22 protein-coding genes and 1 pseudogene are annotated in these 21,430 nt (G+C 72.8%); 10 read left to right on the forward strand and 13 right to left on the reverse strand.

Translation table 11 applies throughout. The annotated features are described in order from the left end of the window. Positions 1 to 77 precede the first annotated feature (77 nt). From ASF78_RS05940 to ASF78_RS05960, 5 genes are read left to right on the forward strand one after another with little or no spacing between them, the layout of a single operon-like run. Positions 78 to 818: an ABC transporter ATP-binding protein gene (locus tag ASF78_RS05940; RefSeq protein ID WP_200940520.1), complete on the forward strand. Its 741-nt coding sequence runs from the start codon at positions 78 to 80 to the stop codon at positions 816 to 818. Continuing rightward, positions 815 to 1,525, forward strand: coding sequence for an ABC transporter ATP-binding protein (locus ASF78_RS05945; RefSeq protein WP_056585705.1), 711 nt, complete (start codon positions 815 to 817; stop codon positions 1,523 to 1,525). The genes ASF78_RS05940 and ASF78_RS05945 overlap by 4 nt, the downstream gene beginning before the upstream one ends. Beyond that, the gene (locus tag ASF78_RS05950; RefSeq protein ID WP_056585707.1) at positions 1,525 to 2,403 is read left to right on the forward strand and encodes a branched-chain amino acid ABC transporter permease; all 879 of its coding nucleotides are present in this window, start codon (positions 1,525 to 1,527) and stop codon (positions 2,401 to 2,403) included. Before ASF78_RS05945 ends, ASF78_RS05950 begins: the two co-directional genes overlap by 1 nt. Next, positions 2,400 to 3,506 carry a branched-chain amino acid ABC transporter permease gene (locus ASF78_RS05955; protein ID WP_082494812.1) on the forward strand — a complete coding sequence of 369 codons (1,107 nt, stop codon included), beginning with the start codon at positions 2,400 to 2,402 and terminating at the stop codon, positions 3,504 to 3,506. The genes ASF78_RS05950 and ASF78_RS05955 overlap by 4 nt, the downstream gene beginning before the upstream one ends. 5 nt (positions 3,507 to 3,511) lie before the next feature. Next, positions 3,512 to 4,777, forward strand: coding sequence for an ABC transporter substrate-binding protein (locus ASF78_RS05960; protein ID WP_056585708.1), 1,266 nt, complete (start codon positions 3,512 to 3,514; stop codon positions 4,775 to 4,777). A 53-nt stretch (positions 4,778 to 4,830) separates the two neighbouring features. Here ASF78_RS05960 and ASF78_RS05965 read toward each other — a convergent pair whose 3' ends face one another. Genes ASF78_RS05965 through ASF78_RS05985 form a run of 5 tightly spaced genes read right to left on the reverse strand, consistent with a single transcriptional unit; the run spans position 4,831 to position 9,789 of the window. Beyond that, entirely contained in the window at positions 4,831 to 6,411 is a 1,581-nt protein-coding gene (locus ASF78_RS05965; protein WP_056585710.1) for a long-chain fatty acid--CoA ligase, read from the reverse strand. Between the two features lies 1 nt (position 6,412). Next, entirely contained in the window at positions 6,413 to 7,609 is a 1,197-nt protein-coding gene (locus ASF78_RS05970) for an acyl-CoA dehydrogenase family protein (RefSeq protein WP_056585712.1), read from the reverse strand. Beyond that, entirely contained in the window at positions 7,609 to 8,688 is a 1,080-nt protein-coding gene (locus ASF78_RS05975) for a phosphotransferase family protein (RefSeq protein WP_056585714.1), read from the reverse strand. Before ASF78_RS05975 ends, ASF78_RS05970 begins: the two co-directional genes overlap by 1 nt. A 58-nt stretch (positions 8,689 to 8,746) precedes the next feature. Continuing rightward, the gene (locus ASF78_RS05980; protein WP_056585716.1) at positions 8,747 to 9,157 is read right to left on the reverse strand and encodes a thioesterase family protein; all 411 of its coding nucleotides are present in this window, start codon (positions 9,155 to 9,157) and stop codon (positions 8,747 to 8,749) included. After that, positions 9,154 to 9,789 (reverse strand): QsdR family transcriptional regulator, encoded by a 636-nt coding sequence (locus tag ASF78_RS05985; protein ID WP_056585718.1) that lies wholly within the window; start codon positions 9,787 to 9,789, stop codon positions 9,154 to 9,156. Before ASF78_RS05985 ends, ASF78_RS05980 begins: the two co-directional genes overlap by 4 nt. 101 nt (positions 9,790 to 9,890) lie before the next feature. Here ASF78_RS05985 and ASF78_RS05990 point away from each other — a divergent pair, with 101 nt between their 5' ends. Next, complete coding sequence (locus ASF78_RS05990) at positions 9,891 to 11,108, forward strand: acyl-CoA dehydrogenase family protein (protein ID WP_082494813.1); 1,218 nt, start codon at positions 9,891 to 9,893, stop codon at positions 11,106 to 11,108. Continuing rightward, positions 11,108 to 12,331: an acetyl-CoA C-acetyltransferase gene (locus tag ASF78_RS05995; protein WP_056585720.1), complete on the forward strand. Its 1,224-nt coding sequence runs from the start codon at positions 11,108 to 11,110 to the stop codon at positions 12,329 to 12,331. Before ASF78_RS05990 ends, ASF78_RS05995 begins: the two co-directional genes overlap by 1 nt. Before the next feature lie 96 nt (positions 12,332 to 12,427). Here the strand turns inward: ASF78_RS05995 and ASF78_RS06000 are convergent, their stop codons facing one another. From ASF78_RS06000 to ASF78_RS06010, 3 genes are read right to left on the reverse strand one after another with little or no spacing between them, the layout of a single operon-like run. Further along, a complete protein-coding gene (locus tag ASF78_RS06000) occupies positions 12,428 to 12,883 on the reverse strand; it encodes a MaoC family dehydratase (protein ID WP_056585722.1) in 456 nt (151 codons plus the stop codon). After that, the gene (fabG, locus tag ASF78_RS06005; protein WP_056585724.1) at positions 12,880 to 13,629 is read right to left on the reverse strand and encodes a 3-oxoacyl-ACP reductase FabG; all 750 of its coding nucleotides are present in this window, start codon (positions 13,627 to 13,629) and stop codon (positions 12,880 to 12,882) included. The genes ASF78_RS06000 and fabG overlap by 4 nt, the downstream gene beginning before the upstream one ends. Beyond that, on the reverse strand, positions 13,626 to 14,744 hold the full coding sequence (locus ASF78_RS06010; RefSeq protein WP_056585726.1) for an alcohol dehydrogenase catalytic domain-containing protein: 1,119 nt from the start codon (positions 14,742 to 14,744) through the stop codon (positions 13,626 to 13,628). Before ASF78_RS06010 ends, fabG begins: the two co-directional genes overlap by 4 nt. Positions 14,745 to 14,882: 138 nt before the next feature. On the opposite strand from ASF78_RS06010, the gene ASF78_RS06015 reads away from it, so the two are divergent. Then, positions 14,883 to 16,019 carry a serine hydrolase domain-containing protein gene (locus ASF78_RS06015; protein ID WP_056588248.1) on the forward strand — a complete coding sequence of 379 codons (1,137 nt, stop codon included), beginning with the start codon at positions 14,883 to 14,885 and terminating at the stop codon, positions 16,017 to 16,019. A gap of 83 nt (positions 16,020 to 16,102) precedes the next feature. On the opposite strand, the pseudogene ASF78_RS06020 reads toward ASF78_RS06015, so the two are convergent. The 5 genes and pseudogenes from ASF78_RS06020 to ASF78_RS06040 all read right to left on the reverse strand — a co-directional run. Beyond that, positions 16,103 to 16,513, reverse strand: a pseudogene (locus tag ASF78_RS06020) (NUDIX hydrolase); the annotation flags it as partial. A 10-nt stretch (positions 16,514 to 16,523) separates the two neighbouring features. Then, positions 16,524 to 16,949 carry a type II toxin-antitoxin system VapC family toxin gene (locus tag ASF78_RS06025; RefSeq protein ID WP_056585728.1) on the reverse strand — a complete coding sequence of 142 codons (426 nt, stop codon included), beginning with the start codon at positions 16,947 to 16,949 and terminating at the stop codon, positions 16,524 to 16,526. After that, positions 16,946 to 17,188 (reverse strand): type II toxin-antitoxin system prevent-host-death family antitoxin, encoded by a 243-nt coding sequence (locus ASF78_RS06030; protein WP_056585730.1) that lies wholly within the window; start codon positions 17,186 to 17,188, stop codon positions 16,946 to 16,948. Before ASF78_RS06030 ends, ASF78_RS06025 begins: the two co-directional genes overlap by 4 nt. 36 nt (positions 17,189 to 17,224) lie before the next feature. Continuing rightward, positions 17,225 to 17,881, reverse strand: coding sequence for a response regulator transcription factor (locus ASF78_RS06035; RefSeq protein WP_056585732.1), 657 nt, complete (start codon positions 17,879 to 17,881; stop codon positions 17,225 to 17,227). Next, positions 17,878 to 19,182, reverse strand: coding sequence for an ATP-binding protein (locus tag ASF78_RS06040; protein WP_056585734.1), 1,305 nt, complete (start codon positions 19,180 to 19,182; stop codon positions 17,878 to 17,880). The genes ASF78_RS06035 and ASF78_RS06040 overlap by 4 nt, the downstream gene beginning before the upstream one ends. A gap of 158 nt (positions 19,183 to 19,340) precedes the next feature. Between ASF78_RS06040 and ASF78_RS06045 the strand changes: the two genes are divergently transcribed. Both ASF78_RS06045 and ASF78_RS22935 read left to right on the forward strand, forming a co-directional pair. Continuing rightward, positions 19,341 to 20,741 carry a PspC domain-containing protein gene (locus tag ASF78_RS06045; RefSeq protein ID WP_056585735.1) on the forward strand — a complete coding sequence of 467 codons (1,401 nt, stop codon included), beginning with the start codon at positions 19,341 to 19,343 and terminating at the stop codon, positions 20,739 to 20,741. Further along, on the forward strand, positions 20,741 to 21,397 hold the full coding sequence (locus tag ASF78_RS22935) for a hypothetical protein (protein ID WP_056585737.1): 657 nt from the start codon (positions 20,741 to 20,743) through the stop codon (positions 21,395 to 21,397). The genes ASF78_RS06045 and ASF78_RS22935 overlap by 1 nt, the downstream gene beginning before the upstream one ends. The last annotated feature ends 33 nt before the right edge of the window (positions 21,398 to 21,430 follow it).

Below are 21,430 nucleotides of genomic sequence, written 5' to 3' on the forward strand. Positions count from 1 at the left end.
CGAACCGTGTCCTGAATGACATACCGTCCGGTCGGTTTCTGTTGTACTTTCGTCCTCACCGACACGAAGAGGTGCCGATGTCTGCGCAGATGACGCCCGTCAGAACGGGTGAGCCGCACTTGGCGGTGCAGGGCCTGAGCGTGCGCTTCGGGGGCCTGAGCGCCCTCGACGACGTGAGCCTGGACGTGCACGAGGGCGAGGTCGTCGGCCTCATCGGCCCGAACGGCGCCGGCAAGACGACCCTGTTCAACGCCGTGTGCGGGCTCGTCCGGCCCAGCGCAGGCACGATCACCGTCGAGGGCGTCCCGCTCCCCGGCGACCCGACGCGGCTGTCCGCCCGCGGCGTCGCCCGCACGCTCCAGGGCCTGGGTCTGTTCCGCGGCCTGACCGTCCGGGAGAACGTGCTCGCCGGTCGCCTCGGCGCCACCGACCCGGGCACGGACGCGCAGCGCCAGCTCGACGCGCTCGACCTGGCCGCGCACGCCGACCGCCCCGTCGGCGATCTGCCCTACCCCGAGCAGAAGAAGGTCGCGCTCGCCCGGGCGCTCGTCGCCCGGCCGCGGCTCCTCCTGCTGGACGAGCCTGCCGGCGGCCTCGGCTCCGACGACATCGCGGCGCTGGGCGACCTCGTCCGGCACACCGCCGCCACCGGTTGCGCCGTCCTGCTGGTCGAGCACCACGTCGACTTCGTGATGAGTGTGTGCGACCGCGTCGTCGTCCTCGACTTCGGGCGCGTGATCGCATCCGGCACCCCCGACGAGGTCGCCGGCGACCCCGCAGTCGACGAGGCGTACCTGGGAATCGAGGTGACCGCGTGAGCGCCCTGCTCGAGGTCCGTGGCCTCACCGTCGGCTACGGCGGCGCACCCGTGCTGCGCGACGTCGACCTCGACGTGCCCGCCGGCAGCATCGTCGCCCTCGTCGGTGCGAACGGGGCCGGCAAGACCACCCTGCTGCGGACCCTGTCGGCCCTGGTCCCGCTGACGCGCGGCAGCATCCGGCTCGCCGGGCAGGACCTCGCCGGGGTGAGCGTCGAGGACCGCGTCCGGCGCGGGCTCGCGCACGTCCCGGAGGGTCGCGGCGTCGTCGCGGAGCTGACGGTCGACGAGAACCTGCGGCTCGGCGGGTTGTGGCGCGGGCCCGACCGCCGCGCGGCCGTCGCCGAGGTCTACGAGCTGTTCGAGCCGCTGGCCCGGCGCCGGGACAACCCGGGACACCAGCTCTCCGGCGGTGAGCGGCAGATGCTGTCGCTCGGTCGGGCGCTGGTCGCGCGGCCGACCGTCCTGCTGCTCGACGAGCCGTCGCTCGGGCTCGCGCCCCGCGTCGTCGCCCAGATCATGGGCGTCCTGCGCTCGCTGGCCGACCGCACCGGGCTGACCGTCCTGCTCGCCGAGCAGAACGTCGTCGGCGCGCTGTCCGTCGCCGACCACGGCGTCGTCCTGGGGCTCGGTGAGGTCGTCGCGTCCCGGCCCGCGCACGAGCTCGCGGCCGACGACAGCCTCCGCCACGCCTACCTGGGGTTCTGATGGACCGACTCGTCTTCCTCCTGGGCACCGGCCTCGCGCGCGGTGCCGTGCTCGCGCTGTTCGCCCTCGCGCTCGTGCTCATCTGGCGTGGGGCGCGCGTCGTCAACTTCGCGCAGGGCGCCATGGCGGTGGTCAGCACGTACGTCGCGTTCGAGGTGACGTCGCTGACCGGCAGCTACTGGCTCGGCCTGCTGGCCGCGCTGCTCGCCGGCGGGCTGCTCGGGTTCGCCGTCGAGCGCGGGGTGATGCGGTTCGCGTCGCCCGCGTCACCGCTGTCCGGCGTCATCCTGGCCATCGGGCTCGTGATGGTGCTGCAGTCGGCGCTCGGGATCGTCTTCGGGCCTGACTACCGGCCAATGCGCGTGCCGTTCGACGACAGCGCGATCGTCGTCGGCGGGGTCCCGCTGCTGTCCCCGTACGACCTGTTCGTGCTGGTCGTCGCGGTCGCCGTGATGGGCGCGCTGGCCGTCCTGTTCCGGTGGACGTCGCTCGGGCTGCAGATGCGCGCCGCGGCGTTCGCCCCCGAGGTCTCGCGCCTGCTCGGCGTCCGCGTGTCCCGCACCGTCACCGTCGGCTGGGTCCTGTCGAGCGTCGTCGGGTCCCTCGCGGCGCTGCTGCTGGTGCCGACGAGCCTCGGCCTGAACCCGCACGCCACCGACTCGTTGTTCGTGCTCGGCTTCACGGTCGCGGTGGTCGGCGGGCTCGACTCGCCGGTCGGCGCCCTGGTCGGCGGGGTGACCGTCGGGGTCGCGATGAGCCTGGTGACCGGCTACCTCGGCGCGGGCCTGGTCCCCATCGCGGTGCTCGTCCTGCTGGTGCTGGTGCTCCTCCTGCGGCCCGCAGGACTGTTCGCGGCGGCGGAGGCGAGGCGCGCATGACCGGCCGACAGAGACTCCCCGGACAACGGTCGCTGGCCCGCACCCTCGTGCTCGCGGCGGGCTGGACCGTCGTCGCCCTCGGCGGCACGTTCGCGCTCGACCCGTTCCGCAACTACCAGCTCGCGCTCGTGGCCGCGTACCTGTGCGCGACGGCCGGCCTCACCGTGCTCGTCGGCGCTACCGGTCAGCTGTCGCTCGGGCACGCCGCGCTCATGGCGGTCGGCGGGTACGGCTACGCCCTGACCGTCAACGCGCTGCCGTTCGAGGGCCTGCCGGCGTTCGTGCTGGCGCTGCTGGCCGGCGCGCTGGCGAGCGCCGTCGTCGGCCTGCTCCTCGGGCTCGCCGCGGCCCGCCTGTCCGGGCCGTACCTCGCCGGTCTCACGCTCGCCGTCGTGGTCGCCCTGCCGGCCGTCGCGTCGACGTGGTCGACCGTGCTGCACGGGGACCAGGGCGTGCACGTCGCGTTCCAGGGTGTGCCCGACGGCCTGCGGCGGGTGGTCGCCCTCGAGCAGTGGCAGGCGATGGTGGCCGTCGTCGTCACCGCAGCCGTCGTGACGGGGCTGACGGTGCTGCGCGGCGGTCGGTTCGGGCTGCGGATGCTCGCCGTGCGCGACGACGAGGTCGCCGCCCGCCTGAGCGGCATCCCGGCCGGCCGCGTGAAGGTGCTCGCGTTCACCGCCAGCTCGGTCGCGGCCGGGGTCGGCGGGGCGGTCCTGTGCTTCGTCGCGCAGACCGTGAGCCCCGGCGCCTACACCGTCGGCTTCTCGCTGCTGCTCGTCGTCGCCGTCGTCATCGGTGGGCTGGGCAGCATCCTCGGCGCCGCGCTCGGCTCGGTCGTCATCGTGCTCCTCCCCTGGCTCATCGGCCGGCTCACGGCGAACCTCCCCGCCGACGCCGCCCAACGACTGGACGGGAACCTCGCGGTCCTCGTCTTCGGGCTCCTGCTCATCACGGTGATGGCGGTCGCCCCGCACGGCCTGCACGGGGCGCTCGTCGCCCGACGTCGACGCCGCTCCAGCCGTCGTCCTACCCGGGACGGTCCCGGCCCCACAGAAGAACCCGCACCGCGCAAGGTCCTCGTCCCTACCGAAGAACAGAGGTGACACCGATGTCACAACGCTCCCGGTCCGTCGCGCTGATCGCCACCACCGCCCTCGTCGCTGCCGGCCTCGCCGCCTGCAGCACGCCGGAGCCGTCCCCCGGGGTCTCCGAGGACACGGTCACGGTCGGCACCCACACCCCCCTCACCGGCCCCGCGGCAGCCGGCTACTCCTCCATCTCGGCGGCGACGAAGGCGTACTTCGACTACGTCAACGACAACGGTGGGATCAACGGCCGCAGCATCGAGTACATCGTCAAGGACGACGGGTACAACCCCGCGACGACCTCGACCGTCGTGCGCGAGCTGGTCCAGGAGGACGAGGTCTTCGCGGTCATCAACGGCCTCGGCACGCCCACGCACTCCGCGGTGGTCGACTACCTCAACGAGAACGACGTGCCTGACCTGTTCGTCGCCTCGGGCAGCCCCAAGTGGGACCAGCCCGGCACGTTCCCGAACACCTTCGCGTACAACGCCAGCTACATCGTCGAGGCCAAGGCACTGGCCACCTACGCCCAGGAGACGTGGCCGGACAAGACGTTCTGCGTGCTCGGGCAGGACGACGACTTCGGGACCGACTTCACCACCGGTCTCGTCCAGGTGCTCGGCGCCGACGGGCTCACCTCGACGCAGACCTACTCGGTGTCCGTGCAGGACGTCGTCGCGCAGATCGGCGCGATGCAGGCCGCCGGCTGCGAGGTCAACTTCCTGGCGACCGTCAACGGGTTCACGGCGCTCGCGCTCGGCACGGCCGCCAAGATGAAGTACGGCGCCCAGTGGGTGTCGTCGTCGTCCGGGGGCGACTACCCGACCCTGGTCGGCTACCTCGGCGAGGACGTCGCGCCCCTGCTGCTCCAGGGCTTCGTCAGCTCCAACTACCTGCCGTTCAGCCCCGACGACGCGTGGGTGTCGCTGTTCCAGGAGATCAACGACGAGTACAACGACGGCGCCCCGTTCAGCGGCAACACCGTCTACGGGATGTCGGTGGGCTACCTGTTCGCGCAGGCGCTCGCGAAGGCCGGAGACGACCCGACCCGCGAGAGCCTCCTCGACGCGCTCGAGGTGGGTGCGCTGACGGGCAACGGGATCGTCCCGCTGAGCTTCTCGAAGGACAGCCACGCGGCGTTCCAGGGCGTCGGCATCACCACGGTCGACGAGGGCGTCCAGGACTACGTCGACGGCCAGATCTACACCACGGACGCCGGGAACGGCCCTGTGGAGCCCTACACGGGCGAGGCTGTGGCGCTCGAGGGTGACGGCATCCCGACCGCCTGAGGCCCGCACGACGACGGCCCGGTCCCCCACGAAGGGACCGGGCCTTCGTGCTGTCAGGCGTGCGACGCGGTGGTGGAGAACTGGGCCACGAGCTCGCGCTTGAGCACCTTGCCGCTGCCGCCGAGCGGGAGGGCGTCGACCAGGTGGACGACGCGCGGGAACTTGTACGCCGCGATGCGCTCCTGCACGAACGCGACGAGCTCCTCGGGCGTGGCCTCGTGCCCGTCGAGGAGCACGACGGCGGCGTGCACCTCCTGGCCGCGGGCCTCGTCGGGGAGCCCGAAGACCGCCGCGAACGCGACGGCGGGGTGCCGCATCATGACGTCCTCGACCTCGCTCGGGTACACGTTGTAGCCGTTGCGGACGATCATGTCCTTCTTGCGGTCGACGATCGTGACGATGTCGTCGGCGTCCTTCGTGCCCAGGTCCCCGGTGCGGAACCAGCCGTCGACCACGGCGGCGGCGGACGCCTCCGGGTTGCCCAGGTACCCCTTGAACAGGGCGTGCCCGCGCACGACGATCTCGCCCAGCTCCCCGACGGGCAGGTGGACGATGCGGTCGTCGATGCTCGCGTCGGCGATCTCGATGTCGACGCCCCACAGCGGGCGCCCGACGGTGCCGGGGCGGATCGGCTCGCCCACGTGGTTGAACGCGACCGCGGGCGAGGTCTCCGTCAGGCCGTAGCCCTCATGCACCTCTGCGCCGAACTCCCGGTCGAACGCCTCCAGCACGGCGACGGGCAACGCAGCACCCCCGGAGACGGCGTACCGCAGCGGCGGGCGGGCGGTGCTGCGGGCGGCGGCCTGGATGAGCCCGATGTACATCGTCGGGACGGCCGTGAACACGGTCGCGCCATGGCGCACCATCTCCGCGAGCGCCTGGTCCGGGTCGAACTTCGGCAGCAGGATCACCGCGGCGCCGCGGCGGAACGCGGTGTTCATGACGGACACCTGGCCGAACGTGTGGAACAGCGGCAGGCCGCCGAACACGACGTCGTCGCGCACCATGTCGAAGAGGTCGATCAGGGCGACGTTGACCTGCTCGATGATCGCCAGGTGCGAGCCGACGGCTCCCTTGGGCCGCCCGGTGGTGCCGCTGGTGTAGAGGATCGTGGCGGGGCTGATCGGGTGCACCGACTCGTACAGGTCGATCGCGTCGGCCGCCGCCGCCTCGTCCTCCAGGCGCGGGAACGGGACCGCCATCCCGTCCGGGACCAGCACCGTCAGCAGCGGGATACCGACGCGTGCGGCCGCGGGGGCGGCCTCGGCGAGCATCGGCGCCGCGGCCACCAGGACCGTCGCGCCCGAGTCGCGCAGGACGAACTCGATCTCGTCGGCCTTGAACAGCAGATGGACGGGCACGACGACCGCGCCGAGGGCCAGCACGCCGTAGTAGACGCGGGCGAAGTCGGGCACGTTCGGCACGATCATCGCGACGCGGTCGCCCGGTCCGATCCCGCGGGCGCGCAGGGCACCCGCGTACGCGCGGGTCTGGTCCCACAGGTCGCCGTACCGGACCACGTGGTCACCCAGGAAGAACGCCGTGCGGTCGGGGGTGCGGTGGGCGGTCTCGGCGAGGATCGCCGCGACCGACATGCTCCCGTAGCCCGCACCGTCGAGGGCCTGATCAGTCATGTCACTTTCCCTTCGTGAGCTGGGCTCGCCCGAGGGAGGCGAGGTGGACCTCGTCCGGACCGTCCGCCAGGCGCAGGGCCCGGGCGGCGGCGAACATCTCGGCCAGCGGCTGGTCGCCGGACAGGCCGGCCGCGCCGAACAGCTGGATGGCGCGGTCGAGGATCTGCTGCACGGCCCGCGGGACCGCGATCTTGATGGCCTGGATCTCGGTCATCGCCGCACGGTTGCCGACGGTGTCCATGAGCCAGGCGGTCTTGAGCACCAGCAGCCGCAGCGCCTCGACCTGGAGGCGGGACTCGGCGACCCACTCGCGCACGACACCTTGGTCCGCGAGCGGCTTCCCGAACGCGATCCGCGTCGTCGCGCGCTCGACGACGAGGTCCATCGCGCGCTCCGCCATGCCCAGGGACCGCATGCAGTGGTGGATCCGGCCCGGACCGAGCCGGGCCTGCGCGATGGCGAAGCCCTGCCCCTCGCCCGCGAGGATGTTGGCCACGGGCACGCGCACGTCCTCGAACACGATCTCCGCGTGGCCCCCGTGGTCGCGGTCGTCGTAGCCGAACACGGTCAGCGGCCGCACGATCCGGACGCCGGGGGTGTCCCGTGGGACCAGGACCATGCTCTGGCGACGGTGCCGCTCCGCGGTCGGGTCGGTGGCACCCATGACGACCAGCAGCGCGCAGTCGGGGTTCATCGCGCCGGTCGACCACCACTTGCGGCCGGTGATGACGTACTCGTCGCCGTCGCGGACGATGCGGGTGGCGATCTGGGACGCGTCCGACGAGGCCACGTCCGGCTCGGTCATGCAGAACGCCGACCGGATCTCGGCGTCCAGGAGCGGCTCGAGCCACTCGTCCTTCTGCTCGGGCGTGCCGAACTCGGTGAGCAGCTCCATGTTCCCCGTGTCCGGGGCGGCGCAGTTGAACGCGGCCGGCGCCAGGCGCGGGCTGCGGCCGGTGAGCTCGGCGACGGGGGCGTACTGGAGGTTCGTCAGCACGCTCGGCAGGAACAGGTTCCACAGGCCCTGCTCGCTGGCCAGCCCTTGCAGACGCCGGACCACGGGCCGCGTGCCCCACTCGGTCGGGGTCGCCGCCAGCTCGGCCTCCAGCACCGGCTCGGCCGGGTAGACGTGCTCGTCGAGGAACCGCTGCGCGCGCGCGACGACGTCGACCGTCGTGGCGTCGGGGGCGAAGTCCATCAGCGCACCACCCCCGCCAGCTGCGCGAGGCCCTCGTCGGCGAGCGGGGCGACCAGGGCGCCGATCCGGTCGAAGCCGTCGCCCACGGTGTCGCCCCCGAGGAACCGGAAGTGGATGCCTTCGAGGATGACCGCGAGCTTGTACGCGGCGAACGCCCGGTACCAGCCGAGGTCCGGGACGCTGCTGCCCAGGCGGGCGCTGTACGCGTCGACGAGCTCGTCGAACTCCGGGTAGCCGGCGGCCGGGTCGACGGCGCTGGGTGCGACGCTGCCGCCGCCCTCGATGCGCCGGATGTGCCAGTAGAGGCCGAGCATGCCCAGATCCACCGCGGAGTCGCCCAGGGTCGCCATCTCCCAGTCGAGGATCGCCGTGATGCGCGGGCTGCCGCCGGTCGACGTTCCCACGAGCACGTTGTCGAGCCGGTAGTCGCCGTGCACGATGCTGCTCCGGCGGGTGGTCGGGACGCGTTCGGCGAGGCGTCCTTGCAGGTCGTCGAGGCTGGGCACCGGCCGCGAGCGCGACCCGTCGAGCTGCGTCCGCCAGCGTCGCAGCTGCCGGTCGAGGTACCCGTCGGACCGCCCGAGGTCCGCGAGCCCGACGTCGGCCGGCTCGATCGCGTGCAGCTCGGCTAGCAGGGTGGCCAGCTCGATGCTCACGGCGCGGAGCTCGTCGGCGGTGTACGTGGTGTTCTGCGACGGGTGGGCCAGCACGGTGCCCTCCACCAGGTCCATGACGTAGAACACGCCGCCCGTGCCCGCGGACGGGTCGTCCACCAGCGCGACCAGCGGCGGGACCGGGACGCGCGAGCCCTGGAGCGCCGAGATCACGCGGTGCTCGCGGGCCATGTCGTGCGCGGTGGTCTGCACGTGCCCGAGCGGTGGCCGGCGGACCACCAGCGGCCGGGCGCCCCCGTCGACGCGGTACGTCAGGTTGCTGCGCCCTCCGGCGATGACCCGCGCGGACAACGTGCCGTCGCCCACCACGTCCGGGTGCTCGCGGCGCAGGTACGCCTCGAGCTGTGCCACGTCGAGCCCGGGTGGGTCCGGCAGGCGTTGGGTCGCGTTCCAGCCACCAGTCATCGTCGACCACCTCTCCGGGTGGCACCTCGTCATACCGCCCGGTCGGTATGCTACCGGATCAGAGGACCAGGTCGCGCTCGATCGCCGCACGGATCCCGTCGGGGATCGGGACGGGTCGGCGCGTCTCGTCGTCGACGAAGACGTGCACGAAGCGGCCCTCGGCGAGCAGCTCGCCGTCGCGCAGGATGCCGAGCTCCCAGGTCACGCTCGACGTCCCCAGCCGACCGGCGCGCAGGCCGACCTGCAACGGCTCGGGGAATGCCGCGGAGGCCGTGAACTCGCACGACGACGAGACGCAGACGCCGATCGGGCCGCCGCCCGACGGATCCAGGCCCGACGCCAGGAGCCAGACGTTGATCGTCGTGTCCATCGCCTCGTAGTAGACGGTGTTGTTGAGGTGGCCGTAGACGTCGTTGTCGTTCCAGCGCGTGCCAAAGGGGGCAACGTGGCGCCACCGCTGCTCCGTCACGGCCGCAGCACCAGCTCGAAGGCCGCGCGCGCCCGTTCGGCACTCGGCCGGTCGCCGTTGATGAGGTCCGCGTAGGTGAACGACTCCGAGATGCGGACCAGCAGGTAGGCCAGGTCGTGCGCGCTCACGCCGCGACCGAACGGCTGCTCGCCCAGCTCCCGGCGCACGAGCGCCTCGACGACGGCGACGTACCGCCGCTGGATCTCGCTCTCCTTGGTCGTCAGCAGCCGCAGCGCGCGCGCCGGCTCGCGCTGCAGGAAGCCGCGGAAGTAGTCGGCCGTGATGAGGTCGCCGGCGAAGTGCGTGAGGACCGCGGACACGCGAGCGGCACCCTCCGTGTCGCGCGTCGCGGCCTCGGCCTGCTCGAGCGTGGGGACGGCCAGGGACCACAGGACCTCCGACAGCAGCGCGTCGCGGTTGCCGACCCAACGGAACAGCGAGGTCCGGTCGACCCCGAGCTTGGCCGCGAGCCGCCCCATGTCGATGCGCGCACCCTCGATGAAGGTCGCGCGGGCGGCGACGAACGCCCGCACCGCTTCCGCGTGCTCACCGTCCTCCAGCCGTTGGGACAGCCACGAGGGGGCGACCTGCGTGCCGATGCGGCCGAGGCTGAGCGCGTCAAGGTTCGACATGGCGGCAACCTACTCCTCTCCGTCGGGGTCTATGCAACATCTCAGAAAATGATGCACACTCGATGGGTGATCAGAGCGGATCAACGAACGGAGCTCTCGGCATGACTGCAACAACTCGCACTGACGTGCCCCAGACAGACCTGTCCCACGCCCTCCTGACGAGCGACTTCTACTCGTTCCAGGACCTCCTGACCCCGGACGAGAACGCGCACGTCATGGAGATCCGGGAGTTCCTGGAGCGCGAGCTGCGCCCGATCGCCGACGACTACTGGGACCGCGCCGAGTTCCCGATGCACCTCATCCCCGAGGTCGGGCGCCTCGGCATGCTCGGTCCGGTGTGGCCGGAGACCAAGCGCTTCGAGAACACCGCGCTCTACCGCGGGTGGGTCGCCCTCGAGCTCGCCCGCGTCGACCCCGGCTTCGCCACGTTCGTCGGCGTGCAGAACGGGCTGACGATGGGCGCGATCGGCGTCGGCGGCTCCCCGGAGCAGCGCGCCGAGTGGCTCCCCCCGATGGCCCGGGGCGAGGTCATCGGCGGCTTCGGCCTGACCGAGCCGCTGTCCGGCTCCGACACCGCCCGCGGCCTGCGCACCACCGCGCACCGCACGGGCGACACCTGGGTGCTCAACGGCGCCAAGCGCTGGATCGGGAACGCGACGTTCGCGGACGTCGTCGTCATCTGGGCCCGCGACACCGCCGACGACCAGGTCAAGGGCTTCCTGGTCCGCCGCGGCACCCCCGGGTTCACCGCGACGAAGATCGAGCGCAAGCAGGCGCTGCGCACCGTGCAGAACGCCGACATCCTGCTCGACGGCGTGGTCGTCGACGAGTCGGACCGGCTGCCGAACATCCACTCGTTCAAGGACGTCGCGATCGTCCTGCGCCTGACCCGCGCGGAGGTCGCCTGGCAGGCGGTCGGGGTCTCCGTCGGCGCCTACGAGGCCACTGTGCGGTACGCGCTCGAGCGTGAGCAGTTCGGCAAGCCGATCGCGTCGTTCCAGCTGGTCCAGGACCGGCTCGCGCGCTGCCTCGGCAACATCACCGCGAGCATCGCGATGTGCGTGCGGGTGTCCCAGCTCCAGGACGAGGACCGCCAGTTCGACCAGCACTCGGCACTCGCCAAGGCGTACACGACGTCGGTGATGCGCGAGACCGTGGCTCTCTGCCGCGAGACGCTCGGCGGCAACGGCATCCAGCTCGACCACGGCGTCGCCCGCTACATGGCCGACGCCGAGGCCGTCTACTCGTTCGAGGGGACCCACGACATGAACAACCTCATCGTGGGGCGTGCCATCACCGGCATCGCGGCGTTCGTCTGATGGCCGAGGCGTACATCGTCGCGACCGCCCGCTCCCCCATCGGCCGCGCGTTCAAGGGCTCGCTCAAGGACGTCCGTCCCGACGACCTCGCCGCGTCGATGGTCCGCGCCGCCCTCGCGCAGGTGCCGGACCTCGACCCCGGTCGCGTCGAGGACCTGCTGCTCGGCTGCGGCATGCCCGGCGGCGAGCAGGGTATGAACATGGCCCGGATCGTCGCTGTCCTCCTGGGGCTCGACGGCGTGCCCGGCACGACCGTCAACCGGTACTGCTCGTCGTCGCTGCAGACCACGCGCATGGCGTTCCACGCGATCAAGGCCGGCGAGGGCGACGTGTTCGTCTCCGCCGGGGTCGAGTGCGTGAGCCGGTCCGCGATCGGGAACTCCGACTACATCCCGGGCGCCTCCCTGGAGAACCCGCGGTTCGCGGACGCTGTCGGGCGCACTGCCGCGCGAGCGGTCTCCGCCGAGGCGTGGGTCGACCCGCGCGACACCGGTCTGCTCCCCGACGCCTACATCGCGATGGGCCAGACGGCGGAGAACGTCGCGGCGCTCACCGGCACCACCCGCGCCGAGCAGGACGAGTTCGCGGCGCTCAGCCAGAACCGTGCCGAGAAGGCCCTGGCCAACGGGTTCTGGGCCGAGGAGATCACCCCGGTGACCCTGCCGGACGGCACGGTCGTGTCCGCCGACGACGGCCCGCGCGCGGGTGTCACCGTCGAGTCGCTGGCGGGGCTGAACCCGGTGTTCCGGCCCGACGGCACCGTCACGGCCGGCAACTGCTGCCCGCTCAACGACGGCGCCGCCGCGATCGTCGTCGTCAGCGACCGGGTCGTCGACGAGCTCGGCCTGACCCCGCTCGCCCGCATCGTCTCCACGGGGGTCAGCGGCCTGTCGCCGGAGATCATGGGCCTCGGGCCCGTCGACGCCTCGCGGATGGCCCTCGCGCGTGCGGGGCTGACCATCGACGACATCGACCTGGTCGAGCTCAACGAGGCGTTCGCGGCGCAGGTGCTGCCGTCGGCGCGGGCGCTGGGGATCGACCACGAGGTGCTGAACGTGCACGGCGGCGCGATCGCGGTCGGGCACCCGTTCGGGAGCACGGGCGCCCGGCTGACCACGACCCTGCTGCACGGTCTGGCCGTGCGTGACGCCACGTTCGGTCTGGAGACCATGTGCGTCGGCGGCGGCCAGGGCATGGCGATGGTGGTCGAGCGCGTCTCCTGACACACGACGGCCGAGCGGGGGCACCCTCGGCCGTCGTGGTGTCAACGTCCGAGGAAGTGGCTGCTCTGGCGCTCACTTCCTCGGACGTTCTCGTGGTCAGGCGGAGAAGTACAGGACGACCGTCTCCGCGACCAGGGCCGGCTTGGATCCGCCCTCGATCTCGATCGTGATCGTGAACGTCGCGCGGACGCCCTGCGCCGTCGGCTCGGCGGACGTCACCGTCGACGACGCGCGGATGCGCGAGCCCGCCGTGACCGGCTGCAGGAACCGGACCTTGTCCAGCCCGTAGTTGACCACCAGCCCGGTCCCGCCGACCTCGACCAACCCGTCGGTCAGCGACGGGATCAGGGCCAGCGTCAGGTAGCCGTGCGCGACGGTCGCACCGAACGGGCCCTGTGCCGCCTTCACGGGGTCGACGTGGATCCACTGGTGGTCGTCGGTGGAGTCGGCGAACGCGTCGATCCGGTCCTGCTCGACGGCGAACCACCCGTCGGCGGTCACGGACTGCCCGATCACGTCCACCAGACCGCCCGGCGTGGCGACCGCGATCATGCCTTCGGCCCGCCTGCCACGTAGAGGACCTGCCCGTTGACGAAGCCGGCCGCCTCGGAGCAGAAGAACGACACGGCGTTCGCGATGTCCTCCGGCACGCCGATGCGACCGACGGGGATCTCCTTGGCCGCGGCCTCGACGAACTGCTCGTACGTGAGGTGCATGCGCTCGGCGGTCTGCCGGATCATGTCGGTCCCGATGAACCCGGGCGCCACGGCGTTCGTCGTGATCCCGTACCGGCCGAGCTCGAACGCGAGCGTCTTGGTGAAGCCCTGGATCCCGGCCTTGGCCGTCGCGTAGTTGGCCTGCCCGCGGTTGCCCAGCGCCGACGTGCTCGACAGGTTCACGATCCGCCCCCAGCCGGCCTCGACCTGGTGCTTCTGCACCGCGCGGCTCATGAGGAACGCCCCGCGCAGGTGCACGGACATCACGGAGTCCCAGTCGGTCTCCGTCATCTTGAACAGCAGGTTGTCGCGCAGGATCCCGGCGTTGTTGACCAGCACGGTGGGGGCGCCGAGCTCGTCGACGACGCGCGCGACGGCTGCGGCGGAGTCCTCCGTGCTGCCGACGTCGGCCCCGAGCCCGAGGGCGGAACCCCCGGCGGCGCGGATGGCGTCGACCGTCTCCGCGCAGTCCTCCTCCCGCAGGTCGAGGACGGCGACCCGGAGGCCGTCGGCGGCCAGCCGGAGCGCGGTCGCGGCGCCGATGCCACGGGCGGCTCCGGTCACGAGGGCAGTTCTGGTCACAGGACAGTCCTTTCGTCGAGAACGATCAGCTGGCGGAGCTCGCCACCGGCCGCGAGGCGGTCCATGGCGACGTCGAGGTCGTGCAGGGTGATCCGCGAGGAGACGAGGCGTTCGAGCGGCAGCCGCCCGGAGCGCCACAGGTCGACGTAGAGCGGGATGTCCCGCGCCGGGACGGCCGACCCGAGGTAGCTGCCGACCACGGTCCGCGCCTCGGCGGTCAGGGTCAGCGGGCTCATCGACGCGCGCGCGTCCGGCGCCGGCAGGCCCACGGTCACGGTCGTGCCGCCCGGGGCGGTCGCCGCGAACGCGGTCTCGAACGCACGGGCGTTCCCGGCGGCCTCGATCACGACCGGCGCCCGGACGCCGGCATCCGCCAGTGCGCCCGGCGTGAAGACGGCAGACGCCCCGTTCGCCCGCGCCGCGTCGAGCTTGTCGGTGAGCGCGTCGACCCCGACGACCTCGAAGCCGAGCGCGACGGCGACCAGCAGGGCGGCCATGCCCACACCCCCGAGCCCGACGACCATCACCGTGTCACCCTCCCGCGGACGGCCCGCGTTGACCACCGCGCCGCCGCCGGTGAGCACCGCGCAGCCGAGCAGCGCGGCGACCTCCGGCGGGACGTCGGGGTCGACGCGCACGACGGAGGTCCGGCTGACCACCGCGTGGCTGGCGAACGCGGACACACCGAGGTGGTGGTGGACGGGTCGACCGTCGCGAGACAGTCGTCTCACGTCCCCGACGAGGGAGCCGAGCCCGTTCGCGGCGCTGCCGACCCGGCACGGCAGCCGTCCGTCGGTCGCACACTCGGGGCAGTCGCCGCATCGTGGCAGGAACGTCATGACGACGCGGTCGCCCGTCGTGAGGTTGTCGACGCCGTCGCCCAGCGCCTCGACGATCCCCGCGGCCTCGTGCCCGAGCAGCATGGGGGTCGGCCGGACGCGGTTGCCGTCGACGACGGACAGGTCGGAGTGGCACACGCCCGCGGCCTCGATCCGGACCAGCACCTCGCCCTGTCCGGGGCCGTCGAGCTCCAGGGGGCCGACGGTGAACGGCTTCGACCGCGCGAACGGCGCGGGCGCGCCGGAGCGTTCGAGCACGGCACCCACGATCTGCACCAGGACCTCCCGGGTCGACGACGTTGTCTGCGGGTCTGTCGGGGAAAGGCCGGGCGTGCCAGGCCTTTCAACGCATACCGACCGCGCGGTATGTTGCAGCCACACAGTACACACGATCCGCCGATGCAGGAGGGCTCGATGACGAGCACACCGGTCCAGGGCTTCGCCGACGAGCGGTTCTCCGCCGTGCGCGACGCGTTCCAGCAGCACCTCGACACCGCCGACGAGCTGGGCGCGAGCCTCGCCGTCGCCGAGCACGGCACGCTCGTGCTCGACCTCTGGGGAGGCTGGGCGGACCAGGAGCGGACGACGCCGTGGGCCGCGGACACGCTGACCAACGTCTGGTCGATCTCCAAGACCATGACGTCGCTGACCGCGCTGCTCCTGATCGACCGCGGGCTCCTCGACCCCGACGAGCCCGTCGGCACCTACTGGCCCGAGTTCAAGGCCGCCGGCAAGGAGGGCGTGCTCGTCCGGCACGTGCTGAACCACACCTCGGGCGTCTCCGGCTGGGACCAGCCCGTGACGGGCGAGGACATCCTCGACGTCCCCGCCGCGACCGCCCGCCTCGCCGCGCAGGCGCCGTGGTGGCCGCCGGGTGCCCTGTCCGGCTACCACCTGCTCGACTACGGGCACCTGGCCGGCGAGCTGGTCCTGCGCGTCACCGGCCGGACGCTCGGCGAGTACTTCCGCGCCGAGATCGCCGAACCCCTCGGCGCCGACTTCTGGCTCGGCCTGCCGCAGTCGCAGGACGGCCGCGTGAGCCACGTCGTCCCGCCGCCGCCGTCACAGCTCGACCTGTCCCAGCTGCCGCCCGAGGCTCCGGCCCGACGCACGCTCGGCGGCCCGGGGCTCGACGCCTCGATCACGTGGACCCGCGCCTGGAAGGCCGCGGGCCTCGGCGGCGCGGGCGGCCACGGCAACGCCCGCTCGGTGGCGAGAGCACAGTCCGTGCTCACCAACGGCGGCGGAGGCCTCCTGTCCCCGGAGACGGTCGACCTGGTGTTCGCGCAGCACACCGACAACGTCGACCTCGTCCTCGGCCTGCCGCTGCGGTTCGGCCTCGGCTACGCGGTGTCGAACCCGGCGAGCACCCCGTACATCCCCGAGGGACGCGTCGCGTTCTGGGGCGGCTGGGGCGGCTCGCTCGTCGTCAACGACGTCGACCGGGGTCTCACGTTCGCCTACGTGATGAACCGCATGTCCCCGGGCATCCTCGGCTCACCGCGCTCGGACGCCTACCTGCAGGCGTTCTACGGCTCGCTCGACGCCTGAGCGTCGGCATCTCCCGCCCGGCGGGCGAGAGTGAGCAGACCCTGCGCCCCGGCGGTCCGGCCGTCGTCGTCGGGCACCGCGAACCCCGCCATCCGCAGGGCGATGTCGACGAGCTCGACCCGGTCGAGCGCCGCGAGGTCGGCCAGGTCGAACCACGCCGCGGTGTCGGTGCTGCCGTCCACCTCGTCGCGCAGCTCGCCGCCCACGACGTGCGCTCGGTAGACGATCCGCAGCCCGTGCAGAGGTCCGTCACGCGGGTCGAGGCGCATCTCGGGCGGCACGACGATCGAGTCGATGCCGAGCAGCCCGTCGAGCTCCACGTCGTACCCGGTCTCCTCGAGGACCTCCCGCACCGCGGCGTCGGCCGGGTCCTCCCCCGGGTCGATGCCGCCGCCAGGAAGGGTCCACCCCGACCGACCACCCTCGACCCAGTGCGGGAGCAGCACCCGCCCGGAGTCGACGACGACGGCGTAGGCGGCGACACGTTGCTTCACCCGCAGGAGCCTAGGCCCGCACGCCCTGCCACGGGTTGACGATCGCCAGTCCCGGGATCCCCGCGAAGTCGTGGACGTTGCGTGTGACGATCGCCATGGAGTGGACGAGTGCGGTCGCCGCGATCAGGCCGTCGGTGTGCGGGCGCCGGTCGGGATCGGACAGACCCGCCGCTCGGAGGGCGACCTCGCCGTCGACCGGGAGCGTCCGCTCCGCGAACTCGGGAAGCACCTTGCCGACGAACCACGCGCGCAACGACGCCCCCTGGACGGGATCCCGGCGCTCCCTGGCGAGGATCCCGAGCTCGATCTCGAACAACGTCATCGCCGAGACGTAGAGACTCCCGCTCGGTCGGGAGTCGACCCACGCGACGACTCCCCGGTCGGCGTCCCGCTTCCGAAGCTCGGACAGGACGTTGGTGTCGAGCAGATGGCTCACAGGTCCGCCTGGCCGGCGGACACGGCGACGCGGGGCGGGTCGAACTCGACGTCGGTCGCGTCGTCCATGCGCAACGCCTCGCTGAACAGGCACTGCGGTCCGGTCATCCGCTCGAAGTCGTCGAACGTGACGAGCACGTGGGAGGGCACACCCCGATCGGTGATCACCACCGGGCCGGATCGCGCGGCCCGCTTGGCCGCCGACACGTCGTGGTTGAACTCGCGCGACGTCATGCGCATCCCGATCACCTCACCAGATGTAGGTACGTACCTACGTTACAGCAGCCGTCGGGCCGCCGCCCAGCGCGTCAGCTCGTGCCGGCTGGACAGCTGGAGCTTGCGCAGCACCGCGGAGACGTGGGTCTCGACGGTCTTGATCGAGATGAACAGCTCGGAGGCCACCTCGCGGTAGGAGTACCCGCGCGCGATGAGCCGCATGACCTCGCGCTCCCGGGCCGACAGCCGGTCCAGCTCGTCGTCACCGATCGCCACGTCGCCCGCGGCCGCGCCGAACGCGTCGAGCACGAACCCGGCCAGCCGCGGGGAGAACACGGCGTCGCCGCCGGCCACGCGACGGACGGCGTCGGACAGGTCGGTGCCGTCGATCGCCTTGGTGACGTACCCCCGGGCGCCGGCCCGGATGACCGCGACGACGTCCTCCGACGCGTCGGACACGGACAGTGCGAGGAACCGCGTCTCGCCCAGCAGGTCGGTGCACGCCTTGATGACCTCGGCGCCGCCGCCGCCGTCGCCCCCGGGCAGGTGCACGTCGAGCAGCACCACCGGCGGCTTGAGCTCGTGGACCAGCCGGATGGCCTCGTCGACCGAGTCGGCCTCGCCGACGACGCGGACCCCCGCGTCGAGGGACGCCTTCACGCCCGTCCGGAACATGTGGTGGTCGTCGACCAGCACCACGTCGACTGCGTCGCTCATGCCTGCGCTCCTTGTTCGTCGCCCACGCGGACGGGCACCACCAGGTGCACCTCGGTCCCGCGTTCCGGGCTGCTGGTCACCTTCGCCGTGCCACCACGACGCCGCACGCGCCCGATGATCGACTCGCGCACCCCGAACCGGTCGGTGCCCACCTCGTCGAGGTCGAACCCGTCGCCATGGTCCCGCACGAACACCTCGACCTCCGACGCGCCGACCTCCAGGTACAGCGACACGGGCGGGCGGCCGTGCACCACCGCGTTGACCAGAGCCTCACGCGTGGCCTGCAGGAGCGCCTCGGTGTCGGCGTCGGGCACGCGGTCGCCGACCACCACCGACTCGATGGCGACCGGGTCACCCGTCGGACCGGACCGGGAGTCCTCGACCTCGGCGACGATCCCCCGCAGCGCCGCAGCGACCGAGGTGCCCGGCGCAGGACGGTCGTCGTAGAGCCACTCACGCAGCTCACGCTCCTGGGCGCGCGCCATGCGGGCGACCTCCGCGGAGTCGTCGGCCCGCGAGCGGATGAGGGCGAGTGTCTGCAGGACCGAGTCGTGCAGGTGCGCGGCGATGTCGGCACGCTCCGACTCCCGCGCGCGGGCGGCCCGCTCGTCGCCGAGCTCGCGCACCAGCCGCAGCCACCAGGGCGTCAGGACGAGAGCCACCCCGCCGAGCATGACGACCGCCGCGACGATCGACTGCACGAGGGTCGCGGCCTCGACACCCTCCCCCGACGCCAGCCCGACGAACAGCAGCACCCCGACCCCCGCCAGCAGGATCCCCCCTGCGACCCGCAGCAGGCTCACCGGCGTCCGCCCGCCCGCCCGGTCCTTCAGGCGACCGCGCTGCACGGCGTCGAGCTGGCTCCACGCCAGCCACAGACCCGCCAGGACGATCACCGCGGGCAGCAGCCAGTCCGCCTGCACGTCCGCGCCGGACCGGACCGCGATCAGCAGGGCGGCCGCGACGACGAGGACCCCACCGATCGCGATGTCCGTCACGGGGATCCGTCGGCCCGGCTCGACGATCGCCTGGCGCCGCGCGAGCCTCGTCAGCGCGCTCGGCCGCACCTCCTGCGCCGCATCGGCCGGGTCCCCCGCCGGGATCGCCAGCCACCAGAAGGCGTACAGCACGAGGCCGATGCCGGCGACGGGCGTGAACAGGACGAACGCGAGCCGCACCAGAGCGACCGGCACGTCGAGGTGCGCGGCGAGCCCGAGCGCGACCCCGCCGACGACCCGGCCGCGCGCGGGTCGGCGCAGCGGCAGCCGGCGGGTCGCGGCGACGGTCGGGGCGGGGTGCACGGTCCGATCGTCACATGCCCTGAGCCGTTCCGGGGTCGCGTCCGGGGTCCGTTCAGGGGTGCTGAGCACCAGGTTCAGGGGTGCTGTGCACAAAGTTAAGGGTGCGGTCAGGGGACCACCCGATGCCGCGCGCTCGTCGTGACCGTCAGGATCGAGACATGGACACGACCACCCCGACCGGCCCCGCCGGACCCGACCCGGCGCCGGGCAGCCCCCCGCCGGACCCGACCCCCGCGCCGAACAGCTTCTTCGCCGCCGTCCGCCGTCTCGCCATCACCCGCTCCGACGACCGCTGGATCGGCGGCGTCAGCGGTGGGCTCGGGGACCGGTTCGGCATCGACCCGCTGCTGGTGCGCGGGATCTTCTTCGCGACGCTCCTGCTCGGCGGGCTCGGGCTCGTCGCGTACGGCGTCGCCTGGGCGCTGCTCCCCGAGCGCCGCGACGGTCGGATCCACCTGGAGGAGATGATCCAGGGCCGCTTCGACATCGCCCTGCTGGGTGCGCTGGCCTTCGTCATCGTCGGATTCGGCCGCGGCGACAACTGGTTCTTCTTCTGGGCTCCCCCCGAGTGGGTCCAGGCGATCCTCTGGATCTCGTTCATCGGCGGCGTCGTGATGCTGATCGCCATCGTCTCGAACCAGCAGTCCGGGAAGCCCCGACCGCCCGCCGCCCCGTACGTGCCCCCCGCGGGCTACCCGGCGGCGAGCTACCCCGCGGCGAGCTACCCCGCTGCGACCTACCCGTCGGCGCCCGTCAGCTCCCCGGAGCCGAGCGCCCCGGCACCCGCCTACGGCGCCCCCTCGGACGCGCCGGCCTGGTCCACCTCGTACACCCCCACGCCGCCCCCTCCCGCCCCGCGGCCCGTGGCGCCGCCGCGTCCGGTCACCCCGCCGCGTCCGCGCACCCCGGGTGCCGGGGTCGGCACCGTCGGCGTGGTCGTCGCGCTGAGCCTGCTCAGCCTCGCGCTCCTGCTGATCGCCGAGCGGTCGGGCGACTTCACCGGTCCCGTCGGCCTGACCGCGCTCGGCGTGGGCATCGTGCTCTGCGGCCTGGGCATCATCGTCTCCGGCCTGCGCGGCCGGACCAGCGGCGGCCTCGGCGGGCTCGCGGTCGTCGGCATCCTCGTCGCGGTGCCCGTCGGTGCCGTGCAGAACGCCACCTGGGTCTGGTCGGGCGACTCGCAGCACGACTTCTCCGCCGACGGCACCATCGTGGTGACCGACCGCACCGAGGCCGCGGACGGCTGGTCGGTGGGCTTCGGGGACGTCACGATCGACCTGAGCGCGGTCCCGATGACCTCCGAGACCCTCGAGGTCCCCGTCTCGCTCGCCGCCGGCGACCTCACGGTCGTCGTCCCCCGCGACGCCAGCATCTCCGCTGACGTCGACGCCGGTGCCGGCACCGTGCGCTGGGAGGTCGACGGGGAGACCAAGAGCGTGGACGGGGTCGGCCTGAACCCCCGCACCTTCACCGCCGGCGCCATCGACGACGACGGACCCCAGCTCGCGCTGCAGGTCCAGATCGGCGCCGGCGACGTCTCGATCATCGAGGAGAACTGATGTCCACCGACAAGACCCCGCGCGACGCCGACGAGACGCTCGCCCTGCCGGTCACCGACCAGGGACCTGCGACCGACGCGTCGACCAGCGACGACGACACCACCGTCATCGCCGCCGACGACACCGCGGTGCTCTCAGCCGACGCCGACGCCGACCCCGCCGCACCGTCCGTCGACGACACCGCGGTGCTCCCGGCCGACCCGGCGGCCTCGCCCGTCGAGGACACCGCGGTGCTCCCGGCTGCGGAGCCCGAGCCGGCGGTGGAGGAGACACGAGCGTTGCCGACGACGGACGAGGCCGACCCGTACCCGAGCACCTCGGCATGGTCGTCGCAGGGCGAGCCCGCCGCGTACACGTCGCCGATCGGCGCCCTCTACGCACCCACCGACCGACCCGCCGACCGCGTCGCCCCGGACCCGGTCGCCGAGCCCGCCCCGGTCGTGGAGCAGGCACCGACCGACCCGCCGCGCCGCCGGCTCCGCGTCGGCACCGTGGTCTGGGGCCTGGTCATCGCCGCGATCGGCGTCGGCCTGCTCGCCTGGGCCGCCGGCTTCGCGATCGACCTCCAGCTGGCGATGATCGTCCTGCTCGCGGTCGCCGGCACGGCGCTGCTGGTCGGGTCGATCGTCAGCGGGGCGCGGGCCGCCCGTCGCTGACCGGCGCGCGACGTCCGAGCAGGCAGGGCCCTG

The organism is Cellulomonas sp. Leaf334 (assembly GCF_001424195.1).
GTDB lineage: Bacteria > Actinomycetota > Actinomycetes > Actinomycetales > Cellulomonadaceae > Cellulomonas.